The 14,799-nt window shown below is 58.9% G+C and carries 17 protein-coding genes; 13 read left to right on the top strand and 4 right to left on the bottom strand.

The features are described 5' to 3' along the window. Positions 1-87: 87 nt before the first annotated feature. The 11 genes from HDF08_RS07145 (at position 88) to HDF08_RS07095 (ending at position 9,678) form a co-directional block, all read left to right on the top strand. Positions 88-528, top strand: coding sequence for an arginine repressor (locus HDF08_RS07145; protein ID WP_179637820.1), 441 nt, complete (start codon positions 88-90; stop codon positions 526-528). Between the two features lie 13 nt (positions 529-541). After that, positions 542-1,639, top strand: a complete 1,098-nt coding sequence (argC, locus tag HDF08_RS07140) for an N-acetyl-gamma-glutamyl-phosphate reductase (protein WP_179638851.1) — start codon at positions 542-544, stop codon at positions 1,637-1,639. After that, positions 1,636-2,418, top strand: coding sequence for an acetylglutamate kinase (argB, locus tag HDF08_RS07135; RefSeq protein WP_179637819.1), 783 nt, complete (start codon positions 1,636-1,638; stop codon positions 2,416-2,418). The genes argC and argB overlap by 4 nt, the downstream gene beginning before the upstream one ends. Then, positions 2,415-3,710 carry an aspartate aminotransferase family protein gene (locus HDF08_RS07130; RefSeq protein WP_179637818.1) on the top strand — a complete coding sequence of 432 codons (1,296 nt, stop codon included), beginning with the start codon at positions 2,415-2,417 and terminating at the stop codon, positions 3,708-3,710. The genes argB and HDF08_RS07130 overlap by 4 nt, the downstream gene beginning before the upstream one ends. Next, positions 3,703-4,791: an ornithine carbamoyltransferase gene (gene argF / locus HDF08_RS07125; RefSeq protein WP_179637817.1), complete on the top strand. Its 1,089-nt coding sequence runs from the start codon at positions 3,703-3,705 to the stop codon at positions 4,789-4,791. Before HDF08_RS07130 ends, argF begins: the two co-directional genes overlap by 8 nt. An 8-nt stretch (positions 4,792-4,799) precedes the next feature. Further along, positions 4,800-5,246 (top strand): DMP19 family protein, encoded by a 447-nt coding sequence (locus HDF08_RS07120; RefSeq protein ID WP_373563174.1) that lies wholly within the window; start codon positions 4,800-4,802, stop codon positions 5,244-5,246. Between the two features lie 52 nt (positions 5,247-5,298). Further along, a complete protein-coding gene (gene argG / locus HDF08_RS07115) occupies positions 5,299-6,636 on the top strand; it encodes an argininosuccinate synthase (protein WP_179637815.1) in 1,338 nt (445 codons plus the stop codon). A 32-nt stretch (positions 6,637-6,668) separates the two neighbouring features. Continuing rightward, a complete protein-coding gene (locus tag HDF08_RS07110) occupies positions 6,669-7,262 on the top strand; it encodes a hypothetical protein (RefSeq protein WP_179637814.1) in 594 nt (197 codons plus the stop codon). Between the two features lie 68 nt (positions 7,263-7,330). After that, the gene (argH, locus tag HDF08_RS07105; RefSeq protein WP_257030903.1) at positions 7,331-8,824 is read left to right on the top strand and encodes an argininosuccinate lyase; all 1,494 of its coding nucleotides are present in this window, start codon (positions 7,331-7,333) and stop codon (positions 8,822-8,824) included. Positions 8,825-8,832: 8 nt separating this feature from the next. Beyond that, positions 8,833-9,054 carry a hypothetical protein gene (locus tag HDF08_RS07100; RefSeq protein ID WP_179637813.1) on the top strand — a complete coding sequence of 74 codons (222 nt, stop codon included), beginning with the start codon at positions 8,833-8,835 and terminating at the stop codon, positions 9,052-9,054. 18 nt (positions 9,055-9,072) lie between these two features. Next, a complete protein-coding gene (locus HDF08_RS07095) occupies positions 9,073-9,678 on the top strand; it encodes a GNAT family N-acetyltransferase (protein WP_179638849.1) in 606 nt (201 codons plus the stop codon). A gap of 117 nt (positions 9,679-9,795) precedes the next feature. On the opposite strand, the gene HDF08_RS07090 is transcribed toward HDF08_RS07095, so the two are convergent. Then, positions 9,796-10,587, bottom strand: a complete 792-nt coding sequence (locus HDF08_RS07090; RefSeq protein WP_179637812.1) for an ABC transporter ATP-binding protein — start codon at positions 10,585-10,587, stop codon at positions 9,796-9,798. Positions 10,588-10,736: 149 nt separating this feature from the next. Between HDF08_RS07090 and HDF08_RS07085 the strand changes: the two genes are divergently transcribed. Next, on the top strand, positions 10,737-11,171 hold the full coding sequence (locus HDF08_RS07085; protein WP_179637811.1) for a DoxX family membrane protein: 435 nt from the start codon (positions 10,737-10,739) through the stop codon (positions 11,169-11,171). Here HDF08_RS07085 and HDF08_RS07080 read toward each other — a convergent pair. Next, the gene (locus tag HDF08_RS07080) at positions 11,168-12,562 is read right to left on the bottom strand and encodes a cytochrome P450 (RefSeq protein WP_179637810.1); all 1,395 of its coding nucleotides are present in this window, start codon (positions 12,560-12,562) and stop codon (positions 11,168-11,170) included. The genes HDF08_RS07085 and HDF08_RS07080 overlap by 4 nt on opposite strands. A gap of 261 nt (positions 12,563-12,823) precedes the next feature. On the opposite strand from HDF08_RS07080, the gene HDF08_RS07075 reads away from it, so the two are divergent. Next, the gene (locus HDF08_RS07075; protein WP_179637809.1) at positions 12,824-13,141 is read left to right on the top strand and encodes a hypothetical protein; all 318 of its coding nucleotides are present in this window, start codon (positions 12,824-12,826) and stop codon (positions 13,139-13,141) included. Positions 13,142-13,221: 80 nt separating this feature from the next. Here the strand turns inward: HDF08_RS07075 and HDF08_RS07070 are convergent, their stop codons facing one another. Together HDF08_RS07070 and HDF08_RS07065 are read right to left on the bottom strand one after the other, a co-directional pair. After that, positions 13,222-13,977, bottom strand: coding sequence for a TIGR00266 family protein (locus HDF08_RS07070; RefSeq protein WP_179637808.1), 756 nt, complete (start codon positions 13,975-13,977; stop codon positions 13,222-13,224). 215 nt (positions 13,978-14,192) lie between these two features. Then, positions 14,193-14,669 (bottom strand): GyrI-like domain-containing protein, encoded by a 477-nt coding sequence (locus tag HDF08_RS07065; RefSeq protein WP_179637807.1) that lies wholly within the window; start codon positions 14,667-14,669, stop codon positions 14,193-14,195. Positions 14,670-14,799 lie beyond the last annotated feature (130 nt).

Genomic DNA, 14,799 nt, shown 5'->3' with positions numbered 1-14,799 from the left:
TCAACCTCATCTACCTAATTGAGTTCATCTACTAAATTGAGCCGCTGTTGACGACTTAGCTACGCAAACACAGGTACAACAAATCCAATGAAACAACAGCGTCACGCCGTAATTCGAGAGTTACTGGTAAAGTCTGCGGTCACCAGCCAGGATGAGTTACGCCGAAAACTAGCCGGACGCGGATTTCACGTCACTCAAGCAACATTATCGCGCGATATTCATGAGCTTAGATTAAATAAAGGACCAAACGGCTACTCTCTTCCCAACGGCAACGACTCCGACGAGGACGCGCTCCCCGGGATCCGAGAAGTACTTGAAAGCTTCGGCCTCGAAGTCCGTCAGGCCATCAACCTCCTCGTCCTCGTCACCACCACCGGAAGCGCTCAACCCATCGCCGCTGGCATTGACTACGAGGACTGGCCCGAGGTGATAGGCACTATCGCCGGCGACGACACTGTCCTCATCATCTGTCCGGACGAGAAACAAGCAAACCTGTTGAAGACACGAATCGAAGACTACCTTGGCTAACTCAACCATCTCAATGACAAACGTACTTGAACAACCCGCCGCACGCACCACCGCGCCCCGCACTGCCATCGCCGGCATCGGCGGCTACGCCGGTGGCGAACTCGCCCGCCTGCTCCTGCATCATCCCCGACTCCGCGGAAACGCGCCAACACTCCTTGGCCGAGCCGGAGAACCAGAGTCCACCAGCCTGCACTACCTCGAAGACATTCATCCCCAGCTTGCCGTCGCAGGCGATCAACACGCCCATCCGATCCTTCCCTTCTCCTGGAACCGCATCACCGACACCGGAACCGAAGTCCTATTCCTCGCCACACCGCACGAGCAATCCCGCGAGTGGGTTCCTCAGGCCATCGAACGCGGCATCAAGGTCATCGACCTCAGCGGCGCATGGCGGCTCCAGCACCACACCAACCGCGCCGTCTACAAGCTCAAAGACGCCAACGCCGACCACGCCGCCCAGCTTCAACAAGAAGCCGTCTACGGCTGCCCCGAGCTTCACCGCGACGAGATCCGCAACGCCCGCCTCGTCGCCAACCCCGGCTGCTACGCCACCTCCATCCTCCTCGCCCTAGCCCCGCTCCTCCAGGCCGAGCTAGTTGATCTGGAACACGGCATCATCTGCGACGCAAAATCCGGCGTAAGCGGAGCAGGCAAAGCCCCCACCGCCAAGACCCACTTCATGCATGCGGCCGACAACCTCTCCGCGTACGCAGTCTTCGGCCACCGCCACACCGGCGAACTCCTCGAGCAGCTTCACATCACCTCGGACCAGATCCAGTTCACCCCGCATCTACTCCCCATACCGCGCGGAATCCTGTCCACCATCTACCTCCGCCTCAAAACCAAAACCGAAGCCGCCGCAATCACCACCGTGCTGCAAAACTTCTACCAACACAGTCCGCTGGTCCGGCTCCGCAACACGCCGCACCTGCCGGAGATCCAGCACATCGTTCGCACCAACTTCTGCGATCTCGGCTTTGCACTCGCCGCCGACGGAAACCGTCTGATCCTGGTCTCCTGCCTCGACAATCTTTTAAAAGGAGCCTCCGGTCAGGCGGTTCAAAACCTCAACCTGATGTGCGGATGGAACGAAGAGGAGGGCTTGCTGTGAGATTTGTCGTCAAGCTAGGCGGTGCCGCTCTCGAAGATAAAAAGATCCTCCACGCTTGCGGAAAAGCCATCGCCGATCTCGTCACCGATGGAAATCAGGTCGCCGTCGTCCACGGGGGCGGCGTGCAGCTCACCCGCACCCTCGCCCAGATGGGCAAGAAGAGCGAGTTCATCTCCGGCCTCCGCATCACCGATGCCGAGACCCGCGACGCCGCCCTCATGGTCCTCGCTGGCCGCGTCAACAAGTCCCTCGTCGCGTCCATCGGCACCCACGGCCAGTCCGCCGTCGGCCTCTCCGGCGGTGACGGCCACGTCTTCCGAGCACGCAAGAAAAAAACCACCCCCGACCTCGGCTTCGTCGGCGAGATCGCCGCCATGGACCCCAAGTGGCTCGAAGCCATCTGGGCCATGGGCGCCGTCCCCGTCATCTCCTCCATCGCCCTCGGCTTCGACGGCGAGTACTACAACATCAACGCCGACGAGATGGCCGCCGCCTGCGCCATCGGCGCCAAGGCCGACACTCTCGTCTTCCTCACCGACGTCCCCGGCGTCAAAGGCGCCGACGGCAACGTCATGCGTTGGCTCACCCTCGCCCAGATCCCCGCCATGGAGCAGGCTCAGGTCGTCTCCGGCGGCATGCTCCCTAAACTCAACGCCTGCCGCGACGCCCTCACTCACGGCGTCAAGCGTGTACGCATTCTTCCCGCAGAAGCGGCATCTCTACTACCTGACCTCGTCTCCACACGGGTCAACGACGGAACGGAGGTCATGGTCGCATGAACGAAGCATCCACTCAGAAGCCGAACTTGCAATCCAGCTTGCAATCCATTCAGGCAGCCGAAAAAAAGCTGCTCCTCAACACCTACGAGCGCAACCCCATCCTCTTTGTCAGCGGTGAAGGCGTTCACCTGCGCGACGAAAACGGCAATGACTATCTCGACCTCCTCAGCGGCATCGGCGTCTGCGGCCTCGGTTACAACCACCCCGCAGTAGAAGAGGCCATTGCGCATCAGTCAAAGCGCCTCATCCACACCTCCAACCTGTTCTTCCACGAGCACACCGCCGAACTCGCCCTTCGCCTCACCGAGATCACCGGCCTCGACCGCGTCTTCTTCACCAACAGCGGCACCGAAGCCTGGGAGGCCGCACTCAAGCTGGCCCGCGCCCACGCCGGACTTCTCCGCTCCAAAGGCCGCACCATCGGCACAAAGTTCCTCGCCCTTGACCACAGCTTCCACGGCCGCACCATGGGTTCAGTCGCCACCACAGCGAAAGAAAAATACCGCGAACCCTTCATGCCCGTCATGCCCGGCGTCGACTTCGTCCGCTTCAACAACGTAGCCGACCTTCGCGCAAAGTTCTCATCCGAAGTCTGTGCCATCTGCATCGAGCCCATCCAGGGCGAAGGCGGGATCCACCCCGTCACCCAGGAGTTCTTCGCCACCGCACGCGAGCTATGCGATTCCACCGGCGCCCTCCTCATCGCCGACGAGATCCAGTCCGGCATGGGCCGCACCGGCAAATGGTTCGCCTACCAGCACTACGGCAACCTGCCCGACGTCACCATGCCTGACGTTGTCACTATTGCCAAACCCATCGCCAACGGCATCCCCATGGGCGCGATGCTCTGCACCAACGCGGCTGCCGAGGCCATCACCCCGGGCATGCACGGCACCACCTTCGGCGGCAACCCACTCGCCTGCGCCGTAGCCATTACCGTCATCGACACCATCAAGCGCGACAACCTCCTCGCCCACATCAACGAGACAGGCGCCTACTTCCACGACCAGCTCACGCAACTGGCCCAGCGCCACGACTGCATCACCGAAGTCCGCGGCAAAGGCCTCATGCTCGGCATTGAGATCAACTCCGCCGACCTTGCCCAGCGCGTCACCGCTCAAATGATGGAGAAGAAAATCATCATCAACCGCACCAGCGAGACCGTCCTCCGTCTCCTTCCACCCTTCATCCTCGAGCGTCAACACGTCGACACCGCCATCAAGGCCTTCGACGAGATCTTCACTGCAGCACTGGCCGGAGCAGCACCGGCAGGAGAAAAATCTCATGGGTAGCAAAACCGTCATTATGAACTCAAAACCCGACACCGAAGACCTCATCCCCCACCGCGCCCCCCTCGACATCCAGTCCGACACCGCCTTCAGCGAAGCCTCCAAGCGCCTCCACGGCCGCGACCTCTGCTCCATCGCCGACCTTACCGTCGAAGAGATGGCCGCCCTCATGGAGCTCGCCCACGCCGTCAAAGCCAACCCCGAAGACTTTCGCCACGCCCTCGACGCCCGCCAGATGGTCATGTTCTTCGAGAAGGCCTCCCTCCGCACCCGCCTCACCTTCGAGACCGCCATCAACACCCTCGGCGGCAACGCCATCTTCGTCGACCAGACCCAGTCCCCCCTCGGCGAACGCGAATCCCTCGCCGACATGGCCCACAACATCGAGCGCTGGATGTCCATCATGGTCCTCCGCACCTACGCCCACGACACCATCACCGAGATCGCCGCCTGCTCCAAAATCCCCGTCATCAACGCCCTCTCCGACCTCGAGCACCCCTGCCAGGCCATCGCCGACTTCTTCACCCTCGAAGAACGCTTCGGCTCCGCAGAGGGTCTTCACTTCACCTACGTCGGCGACGGCAACAACGTCTGCCACTCCCTCATGCTCACCGCCGCGCAACTCGGCGCGCACTGCACCGTCGCCACACCCAAAGGCTTCGCCCCCAAGCTCGACATCATCCACAAAGCCATCGAGATCGCCGAGACCACCGGCGGCAGCATCACCCTCATGCACGACCCCGTCAAAGCCGTCATCGGAGCCGACGCCGTCTACACCGACGTCTGCACCTCCATGGGCTTCGAGCACGAGGCCACCAAGCGCGCCCCCATCTTCAAGCCCTACCAGGTCAACGAAGCCCTCATGGCCCACGCCCAGGCCGACGCCGTCTTCATGCACTGCCTCCCCGCCCACCGCAACGCCGAAGTCACCGACGCCGTCCTCGACGGCCCCCAGTCCCTAGTCTTCGACCAAGCTGAAAACCGCATGCACGCCCAAAAAGCCATCCTGCTCATGCTCCTCGGCGGAGCCAAGCGCACCACCAACAGCCGCAACCGCGGAACCCAACCCCGCGCCAAACGCTAGGAGAGAACATCCTGAAATCGACTCTCGATCTCGCGGTAGATGGCCTCTACAAGGAACTCGCAAGAGTAGACAACGACCTCTCGAAAATTCCTGAGGTCACGAGGCCTATTGCCCTTCTTTATATGTTCCAGGGCATGGTGGACAACGGAGGCTTTCGCTATCCCATGGAAACTGATTTCCCCGGCCATCCGCCGTATTCAGTTTTCGTTGACGCATACCGTAACATTGGAGCGCCGGACGCCGCCGCAGCCCTGGAGAAGGCCGTCGCACTATTTCCCTTCGCACGTCCAGAACTAGATGCTAATGCGCGCAATGAGTTCATGCCTCATCTCGGAGACGATCACGAATTCAATGACTTGAGTGACCGAGTTTGCGGAGACGAAACAATTTGGCGACGCATGGATGAGTACGTCGCAATACATCACAACGACTTCGCTCCATACATCACTCAATGAGAGCTAACAGCTCCGTTTTTATCCACTAATTACCAATTCACTGGAACCCACTATGTCCGTAATCCTAGAAACCCTCCCCCTCGGCCAAAAAGTCGGCATAGCCTTCTCCGGCGGCCTCGACACCAGCGCCGCGCTCCACTGGATGAAGCAAAAAGGCGCTCTCCCCTACGCCTACACCGCCAACCTCGGCCAGCCCGACGAAGCCGACTACGACGAGATCCCCCGCAAAGCCCTTGAGTACGGCGCCGAAAAAGCCCGCCTCATCGACTGCCGCGGCCCCCTCGTCCGCGAAGGCATCGCCGCCCTCCAATCCGGCGCCTTCCACATCACCACCGCAGGAGTCACCTACTTCAACACCACCCCCATCGGCCGGGCTGTTACTGGAACAATGTTAGTGACGGCCATGAAGGAAGACGACGTCAACATCTGGGGCGACGGCTCCACCTTCAAAGGCAACGACATCGAGCGCTTCTACCGCTACGGCCTCCTCGTCAACCCCGACCTCAAGGTCTACAAGCCATGGCTCGACGCAGCCTTCATCGACGAGCTAGGCGGCCGCGCCGAGATGTCCGCCTTCATGACCAAGGCCGGCTTCGGCTACAAGATGTCCGCCGATAAAGCCTACTCCACCGACTCCAACATCCTCGGCGCAACCCACGAAGCCAAGGACCTCGAGCTCCTCACCACCAGCATGAAGATCGTCGCCCCCATCATGGGCACCGCCTTCTGGCGTGACGACGTCACAATTAAACCTGAAGCCATCACCGTCCGCTTCGAAGAAGGCTTCCCCGTAGCCCTAAACGGCACCGCATACCCCGACCAAGTAGCCCTCATGCTCGAAGCCAACGCGATCGGCGGCCGCCACGGCCTCGGCATGAGCGACCAGATCGAAAACCGCATCATCGAAGCCAAGTCCCGCGGCATCTACGAGTCCCCCGGCCTAGCTCTCCTCTTCATCGCCTACGAGCGCCTCATCACCGGCATCCACAACGAGGACACCATCGAGCAGTACCGCGAAAACGGCCGCAAGCTAGGCCGTCTCCTCTATCAGGGCCGATGGTTCGATCCCCAGGCCATCATGCTCCGCGAAGCCTCCCAGCGCTGGGTCGCCAAACCTGTAACCGGAGAGGTTACAATCGAACTCCGCCGCGGCAACGACTACTCCATCCTCAACACCGCCTCACCCAACCTCACCTTCCACCCCGAGCGCCTCACCATGGAAAAGGGCGAATCCACCTTCTCCCCCCGCGACCGCATCGGCCAACTCACCATGCGCAACCTCGACATCACCGACACCCGCGCCAAACTAATCACCTACGCCCAATCCGGCCTAATCACCCTAAGCAAAGGCTCCGAAATGCCCCAACTAAACAGCACGGACAAGAAGTAACCACATAGATAAACGAGAGGAAACAAGCGTTGATGGACTGCGATACCTTACAGGCCGCTCGAATCGGTGCCGAGGCCGCAATCGTTGGTGGTATTGTTGCCGGAATTTTGTCTGGTGCTTATCAACACTTTCGCGATTGGTATGCGCGACCCAAACTAAAACTTGAATTCGATGCTAACGCAGACAAATTCGAGGCGGCGTGGACTAGCGGAGGCCCTTTCAATGGCGTCTTAATTAGAGTGAGTCTCCGTAATCAAGGAAAAACTGCCGCTCAGAATTGCCGGGTTTTCGTTACGTCTCTCACGAGTCAACATCCTTCCGGAAGCACGCCAACCCCGTTCACAGGTTCGCAGATTCCGTGGGCAGGTTGGAACTTTGACCCCAGATCCATTCAAAAAGGTATCGTTTTCTACGTCGATCTTGCCCGAATTAGCAAAGAGGGGCCAGGATGGCAATTCACATTCAAAGAGACTCGGGCAAAGGATGAAGAACTGAAAGGTTATACAGGAACGTATCGATTTCGGGTCGCTGCTGTGGCTGACAACTGCGAGCCAAACTACCTTGACGTTGATGTTGATTACAACGGCAATTGGAATAATTTGCGTGCTTGGACACCATCCAAATAAGTGAGCTCACTACATGAACCGTTAGTGCCTCACTTACATTAGTCCGCAACCGGAAAGAAATGATAGATATGCACACCGATACAAATTCGAGCAAAATGTGGTCCGGCCGCTTCCGCGAACCACTCGACGCCACCTTCGAATCCTGGCAGCGCTCCTTCCCCTTCGATGTGCGGCTTCTCTCGCATGAGATAGCAGCTTCAAAGGCGCACGCAGAGACCATCGCGGCCGCCGGTATCCTCACACCTGATGAACTAAAGCAAATGCTCGACGGACTGGACCGCGTGATCCCGCTCTCTTTAGAGGAAAGCACGAAGCTCACCAACCTCGATGCCCTCCGCGACGCCCACAAACTCAACAGAGCCGGTGTCGACTTAGTCATCTCCGCTTCCAGCAGTATCGTGGCACTCAACCCCCAAGCCGAAGACATCCACCACTTCGTAGAACTCCAACTAACAAAGGTGATCGGCGACCTAGCCCTCAAACTTCATACGGGCCGCAGCCGCAACGAGCAGATCGCCACCGACATGCGCCTCTTCGTCCGCGAAGCCATCGACAACACCCTCACGGGCCTGACCGCATGGCGCAAAGCCTTGGTCGAACTAGCCGAGCAAGCAGGCGAAGCCACCATGCCCTCCTACACCCACCTCCAGCGCGCCGAGCCCGTCCTAGTAGCCCACTGGCTCCTCGCCTACGTCAGCATGATCGAGCGCGATGCCAGTCGCCTCATCGACGCCCGCAAGCGCATGAACCTCTGCCCCCTCGGCTCCGGCGCAGTAGCAGGCGCAACCCTCGCCCTCGACCGCTCCATCGCCGCCCGCGCCCTCAACTTCGACGCCCCCACCCCCAACAGCATGGACGCAACCAGCGACCGCGACTTCGCCCTCGAATTCACCCAAGCCATAGCCACACTAGGCATCCACATCTCTCGCTTCGCCGAAGAACTCACTCTCTACTCCACGGCGGAATTCGGCTTCCTCGACCTCCCCGAGCGCTTCTCCACCGGCTCCTCCGCCATGCCGCAAAAGAAAAACCCTGACCTCACCGAACTCATCCGCGGCAAATCCGGCCGCTTACTGGGAGCCGCTACGACCCTCGCGACCCTGATAAAGGGCCTCCCCCTCGCCTACAACAAAGACCTGCAGGAAGGCCAGGAACCAGTCTTCGACGCTGCCGACACCATCGCCGGCATCCTCAGCGTCCTCCCCGCCTTCACCTCCTCCCTCAAGTTCCGCTACGACACCATGAAGACCGCCGCCCACTCCGGCTACCTCAACGCCATGGCCGCCGCAACCTACCTCACCGACAAGGGCATCCCCTTCCGCAAAGCCCACGAGCACATCGGCAACGCCGTCCGGCTAGCAATGGGAGAGGGGACCCCCAAAACCCAACGCGAACTCCAGCAACTCACCCTCGAAGAACTCCGCACCATCTGCCCCCAATTCGGCGAAGACTTCTTCCCCGCCATCACCCTCGAAGCCACCCTCGACTGCCACGACGTCATCGGCGGCACCGCCCGCCCCCGCGTCAAAACCGCACTCTCCGAAGCAAAGTCCCGTCTCTAGGAACACGCGTGACGTTTGTTTTTGCCGTCATCCTGAACGCAGTGAAGGACCCCGAAGAACTCAACCAGCCTCTACCGCCCGAACCTTTCTGCCTCAAAGTTCAACCCGGAAGTTTGAGCTTCATCACAAGCGCGGTTCCCCGCACGCGAACCGCATTCCTCAACCCCGCACCAAACCCGGTCCTCAAATCATCCAATACTCTGCGAAAATATAAAGAGGAGCCAAAGTAATTGCCCATCACCCCCCTGATGACTGTGAGTGAATCCACCTCCTCATCGCGCCCACGCGTAGGCGGAGCAACCGTGCGCAAGGCCAAGCTCCCCGACGCCGTCGACATCTTCGACCTCGTCAACTCCCTGTCCGGCGACGGCACCCTCCTCCGCCGCAACTACGCCGAGATCTGCGAGAACATCCGCGACTTCGCCGTAGCCGAATCCCCCATCGACGGCGACTCAGGCGGCGTCTTCCTCGGCTGCGGCGCTCTCCACCTCTACGGTCCCCACCTCGCCGAGGTCCGCTCCATCGTCGTCAAGCCCGAAGCCAAAGGCCAGGGCGCCGGCGGCCGTCTCCTCCGCGCCCTCCTCGAAGAAGCAGAAGAGCAAAAGGTCACCGCCGTCTGCCTCTTCACCCGCATCCCCGACTTCTTCTTTCACTTCGGCTTTCGCGCCGTCGACCGCACCACCCTGCCCGACAAGATCTACAAGGACTGCCAGACCTGCCCCCGCCTCTACGCCTGCGACGAGGTAGCCATGGTCCGCGGCCCCCTGCCAAAGATCGCCGTCCTTGGCCCATCCCGCATCGCACAAACTGAACTAGTCAAACTCCAGACCGGCGTAATCCCCCAGGCAGAATAGAGCGGTTCTCCTCCTTCCGACCAACGGGAGGACCAGCAATCCCAATCGTGCCAGGAAAAGGTATACAAGTCACGAAGTGACCGCCCCACGCGCAGTGGGCCCGTCCGGCAGGACACATCACCAAGCATGATAAAAACCATCCCTCTCCGAAAGCTGAACCTCCGTATTAAACAACTCACTCAGCCTCTCCGCGGTCAGCAGCTCCCCCTTCGACCCATCCGCCACAATCCGCCCCTCCCGCATCATCAAAATCCGATCGATCTCCGGCGGGATATCCGCAATATGGTGCGTGATCAGCATGATCCCAGTCCCCTGCTGCGCCAGCCTCCGCAACAACCCGCGCAGCTCCGCCTGCGCCGCCAGATCCAGCGCATTCGAAGGCTCATCTAACAACAACATCCCAGCCGACCCAACTAGCGCCCGCCCAATCATAATCCGCCTCTGCTGCCCCGCCGACATCTCCCCCACCGTCTTCTCCGCAAACCTCACAGCATCAATTTGCTCGAGCACCTCCTCCGCATGAACCCGCATAGCATCCGTCACCACAAGATTCGGCCAAAGTGTACTACTCGAAAAAAAGCCAGTAATCACCGCATCTCGCCCTGTAGTCTGCAGCGTCTGCTTCCCCGGCAGTTCCGCCGAAACCACGCCCAGCCGCTTCTTCAACTCCGTCAGATCCCACCGCTCCCGCCCAAAGATCCTGACCTTCGTCTCCGGCTGCACCAGCGGATAACACTCGCAAGTAATCGTCTTGATCAGCGTCGACTTGCCACACCCATTAGGGCCAAGAATCGCAATGTGCTCTCCAGCGTTCACCGACAGGTTGATATCGTGAAGAACTACATTCTCTCCGCGGGCTACATTAACATGGGCAAGATGAAGAAACGGCTCGGTTGAGTTTCCTGACATGGCTCCAGAATATAGAGAGACGCGCGCAACTTATGCCTCTCTCAACCATTTCTTATCTTCTACGGCAAGGCTCGTAACCCTGCATCAGTTTTGGCATCTGATGAAAGAGCGAATCTCGAATTCAACAAACACAAACAAGCGGAGAACCGATGGCAGAAGAATTGAAGCTTTCCGATGAGCGAACAGCATACGTCTTGCTCCGTATCGCAGTCGGCGTAAACCTTCTGATGCACGGCGTAAGCCGCATGATCGCAGGCCCGGGAGAGTTCGCCGCGAAACTCGTCATGCAGTTCAGTCACGCACCACTTCCCGCCTGGAGCGTATGGATCTTCGGCTTAATCCTGCCCTCAATAGAAGCTCTCTTAGGTCTCCTGATCATGATCGGCCTGAGAACGCGAGCAGCTCTCATCGCCGCAAGTCTCCTCATCACACTCCTGACATTTGGGTCGGCGCTCCTGCAGGACTGGGCCGCCGCAGGAACGCAGCTAACCTATGCCCTGGTCTACTCCGCGCTAATCTTTCTCCATCGACACAACGGATGGTCGATCGACTCGTCAATCACTCTCCCGATCAACCGCCGCTAGCTTCTCCGCTCCACCAGCAACGGAACTCCATACTTCGGCCGAAGACTGATCGCAGGATTAAGCACGATCTCAGTAGCTGATCCCTCGGGCAGACTAAGCCGCCAGTCGCGAACGATCGTAGCAAGAGACAGCACTCCCTCCATCCAGGCCAACCCTTCACCGATGCACTGCCGGCTACCCGCCGCGAACGGAAAGAAGGCAAACCGTGGCCGCGATCTCGCACCCTCCTTCTTGTCTACCGCAAAACGCTCAGGATCAAAGCGTAGCGGATCAGGATAAAAACGCGGATCCCGATGAACAACGAACTGCGGCGCGATAAGAACAGTCCCTTTGGCAATTGGATAACCGGCGATCTCGTACGGATCTACACAAGTGCGCGCTATCACCCACACCGGAGGATAAAGCCGCATAGTCTCCGAAAAGACTTGAGTAGCATAAGTCAGACGCGCGTAGTCGTCCGCCGTCGGCGCTCGGTCGCCAAGAATCGTGCATGCCTCCTGCCACAGACGTGTCTGCACATCTGGGTGTTTCGCAATCAGCCATAACGCGAAGCTCAGCGCGTTAGCAGTGGTCTCATGGCCCGCCAGCATAATCGTCAGACACTCATCATGCACCTGCTGATCCGACATACGGCCACTTGAGTCTTCGACATCCACCGCTTCAAGCAACATCGAAAGAAGGTCGCCCCGATCACCCGGCAACCGGCGGCGCTCCCGAATCATTCCATAGATAATCGCGTCGAGGTCAGCCTGTCCTTTGCGAATTCGCCTCATGGCAGGCAGAGGCAGTCGTTGAATCTGTTCGGAAAAAGGCAGAATAGCCAGCGGAAGAAATCCCATGAATGCATCGACCGCCGTCGAAACCTTCTTCACCTCTTCGTGAGACTGAACATCCAGGTCGAACAGGCATTTGCCAACGATCCGCAACGCCAGCTCCAGCATATCTTCATGCACATCACGCACCGCCCCAGGCTTCCAGCTCTCCGAGATCCCCGCAGCGTTTTGCCCAATCACCTCGCCATACGCCGCGATTCTTTGACGCAGGAATGCCGGCTGCGCAAGCCTTCGCTGACGCATATGCAGCGGCTCCTCACTGGTCAGCAAACCCTCACCCAGCACAGTCTTCGCCCTCTGCATCACAATGCCGCGGTGATGCTTGCCCGCATCCTTGAGAAGAAGATCCTCCACAAGTTCAGGGTGATTCAACTGGTAGATATGTCGCCCAAAGACGGTGTAATGAACCAGGTCGCCATAACGCCGGGCAGACTCCGTCATAGACTCCACCGCCGTCTGTCGAAACATGCGGCCAGAGACAAGCCGTGGAAGAAAAGAAGGACCAGCAGGATATCTCTTCGAGCGTCCTGGATGAACATCGAGTTTAGCTGCGGACATTCGGGCCTCTGTTTGATTCTAGCCCGCAGGAAAACCAGGGATCTCTCAGGGATCGTTGAAAGGTGAGGCTGGCAGGAAGGTCTTCGCAAACATGTGCGGCGGACTGCAACAACCGATCTGCTCTTTCTGTGTCGTCAATCTTCACTCTTCTTCACAATCCGAATACACCTGCTCCAGGCATCCCATCGCTGTATTAGGGGTTCGCGCACGTTGTCGATCTCTACTCTCAGGCGATCTTCAACCATTTAGAGGAGCCAAGCAATGTCAACGACACGTTTCGAAACGACGATCAACGCATTGAAACAGGGAGCTAAATCCCTCACGGTCGACAAAGCCACAAGCAACATCGAAGGCTGGGAAGAATATCTCTCCAAGCATGAGCACGCAGGCGTGAAGAAAGTCGTTAAGGATCTCGGCCAATTGAAGAAACTCCTGCATGACCCGAACCTCGACGGCACAGCCATCAAAAACCTGCTACACACGTTAGGCAAGGAGACCATATCGGTTGCCGGCGACCAGGACACCGCAACCGCGACTCACATCAAACAACTCGGGGAAGCTCTGGCAACGGCTAGCTGATTGCAAAATCAACACCCATACAGAAAGGAGCCAAACAGTCGCACTGACGCCAAAAAGTCGGTGGCTTGAAAGGCATAGCGTCACATTCCTTTTAGGATCGAGCCAACAATGCCACCGACTACCCCACCCTCAGCAGCCTGCTGCGCGCGCTCCTTCGGCAGGTACTCCTGAATCTGATGGGCAAGCCGCGAGATAGGCAGCGTCTGCAACCACACCCGACCGGGACCTGTCAGCGCCGCAAGAAACACACCATCGCCACCAAAGATCATGTTCTTGATGCCAGGAACGCGCTGAATCTGAAACGCAACGGTAGACTGAAACGCGCCCACATGGCCCGGATGAACCCGCAGTGTCTCACCGGGAGCAAGATCCTTGATCACAAGTTCCCCAGACAGCTCAAGCCACGCAATCCCCTGCCCGCTGATCTTCTGCAATAAAAATCCATCTCCACCGAAGATCCCAGCACCAAGCGACTGCTGGAAGCCAACCCCCAGCTCGATGGCTGCGGTAGCGCAGAGAAAGCCATGCCGATGAACCATGTACTCATGCCCCGGCCCAACCTCCACAGGCACGATGTGTCCTGGCACTCGCGTCGCAAACGCAACCTCGCCAGGGCCGCCAATCGCGCGATACTCCGTCATAAACAACGATCCGCCTCCGGCCACTCTCGCAATAGCACCGAAGAAGCCGCCGCCGCCCGCATGCTGAGTGTGGGTTGTCATCTGGACCGAAGCAGTCATCCACGAGAGTTCTCCCGCCTCCGAGATGACCGCATCATTCGGGCCGAGAGCAAACTCAAGAACAGGCATAGTGGTACCGAGAATGCGGCTTTGCATAAGGTCTCCTGATACCGCGACGCAACAAGTATACGTGGGCGGCAAACTTCTCTTATCTACAGGAGGGCCATCACTGATCGTAGCTGCAAGAAAGAGGTAAACCCGTAAGGAACTGACCGTTCCAACCGGGACCCCGCAAACAGATCATCGCTTGCAGGGTGGCCAAGCGCAGTGGGCCCGACCGGTAAAACAGTTGCAGTGCATGACAAATGCGTTCAACGAAGGCCGACATAAACTTCAATCTGGGCCTTCTCCGGATCGGCCGAACGCTGATCGTAAATCTCGTAGTCCGCTCGGAAGGATCGCGTCCCCCCTAGCTCCCCGGGCGACATCGACCAGATCCGATGCCACGTCTCAGGAACAACCTTCGTCACCGGTCCTCTGTTCGACGTAACCACAGCATAGCGGCCATCAGGAACGTGTTTCGCGACGAAGTTCTTAGGTATGTTCTGGATCGAAGAGACAGGCAAACCCAGAAGGTACGTGTACTGGCCCTTATGGTCCGACTCATAGTCGGTATATACCGCAATCAGATCGATGCCAAGCTTGTTCGGAATCTTCGCAGCAAGATTATCGCGCAACAGCCTATGCCAGATCTCCCCGATCTTTCCGTTGCCGTTCTTCTCAGCCGCATTATCTGTGCGAGCCGCTACGCCTACCACGTAGAACCCGGCGTGTTGCTGGATATTCATCGCATCCTCTCTGTCTTTTCGCAGGTGCGATTATAAGGCGTCGTCACTCGCATGAGCGATCCTCAAAGCTCTAGCGAAGCCTGCAATGGACACAGGCCTGCACCACAGCCCGCTCGGTGCAACCAGAGCG

This window comes from Tunturiibacter empetritectus (assembly GCF_013410875.1).
Taxonomy (GTDB): Bacteria; Acidobacteriota; Terriglobia; order Terriglobales; family Acidobacteriaceae; genus Edaphobacter; species Edaphobacter empetritectus.
This window is presented reverse-complemented; position numbering and strand designations above follow the sequence as displayed.

What these genes read in the sequence shown, in the direction of transcription:
- HDF08_RS07145 (WP_179637820.1), top strand. Translation starts at nt 88, where the DNA reads ATGAAACAACAGCGTCACGCCGTAATTCGAGAGTTACTGGTAAAGTCT.
- argC (WP_179638851.1), top strand. Translation starts at nt 542, where the DNA reads ATGACAAACGTACTTGAACAACCCGCCGCACGCACCACCGCGCCCCGC.
- argF (WP_179637817.1), top strand. Translation starts at nt 3,703, where the DNA reads ATGGGTAGCAAAACCGTCATTATGAACTCAAAACCCGACACCGAAGAC.
- HDF08_RS07085 (WP_179637811.1), top strand. Translation starts at nt 10,737, where the DNA reads ATGGCAGAAGAATTGAAGCTTTCCGATGAGCGAACAGCATACGTCTTG.
- HDF08_RS07070 (WP_179637808.1), bottom strand. Translation starts at nt 13,977, where the DNA reads ATGCAAAGCCGCATTCTCGGTACCACTATGCCTGTTCTTGAGTTTGCT.
- argH (WP_257030903.1), top strand. Translation starts at nt 7,331, where the DNA reads ATGCACACCGATACAAATTCGAGCAAAATGTGGTCCGGCCGCTTCCGC.
- HDF08_RS07090 (WP_179637812.1), bottom strand. Translation starts at nt 10,587, where the DNA reads ATGTCAGGAAACTCAACCGAGCCGTTTCTTCATCTTGCCCATGTTAAT.
- HDF08_RS07080 (WP_179637810.1), bottom strand. Translation starts at nt 12,562, where the DNA reads ATGTCCGCAGCTAAACTCGATGTTCATCCAGGACGCTCGAAGAGATAT.
- HDF08_RS07065 (WP_179637807.1), bottom strand. Translation starts at nt 14,669, where the DNA reads ATGAATATCCAGCAACACGCCGGGTTCTACGTGGTAGGCGTAGCGGCT.
- HDF08_RS07075 (WP_179637809.1), top strand. Translation starts at nt 12,824, where the DNA reads ATGTCAACGACACGTTTCGAAACGACGATCAACGCATTGAAACAGGGA.
- argG (WP_179637815.1), top strand. Translation starts at nt 5,299, where the DNA reads ATGTCCGTAATCCTAGAAACCCTCCCCCTCGGCCAAAAAGTCGGCATA.
- HDF08_RS07130 (WP_179637818.1), top strand. Translation starts at nt 2,415, where the DNA reads ATGAACGAAGCATCCACTCAGAAGCCGAACTTGCAATCCAGCTTGCAA.
- HDF08_RS07110 (WP_179637814.1), top strand. Translation starts at nt 6,669, where the DNA reads ATGGACTGCGATACCTTACAGGCCGCTCGAATCGGTGCCGAGGCCGCA.
- HDF08_RS07095 (WP_179638849.1), top strand. Translation starts at nt 9,073, where the DNA reads ATGACTGTGAGTGAATCCACCTCCTCATCGCGCCCACGCGTAGGCGGA.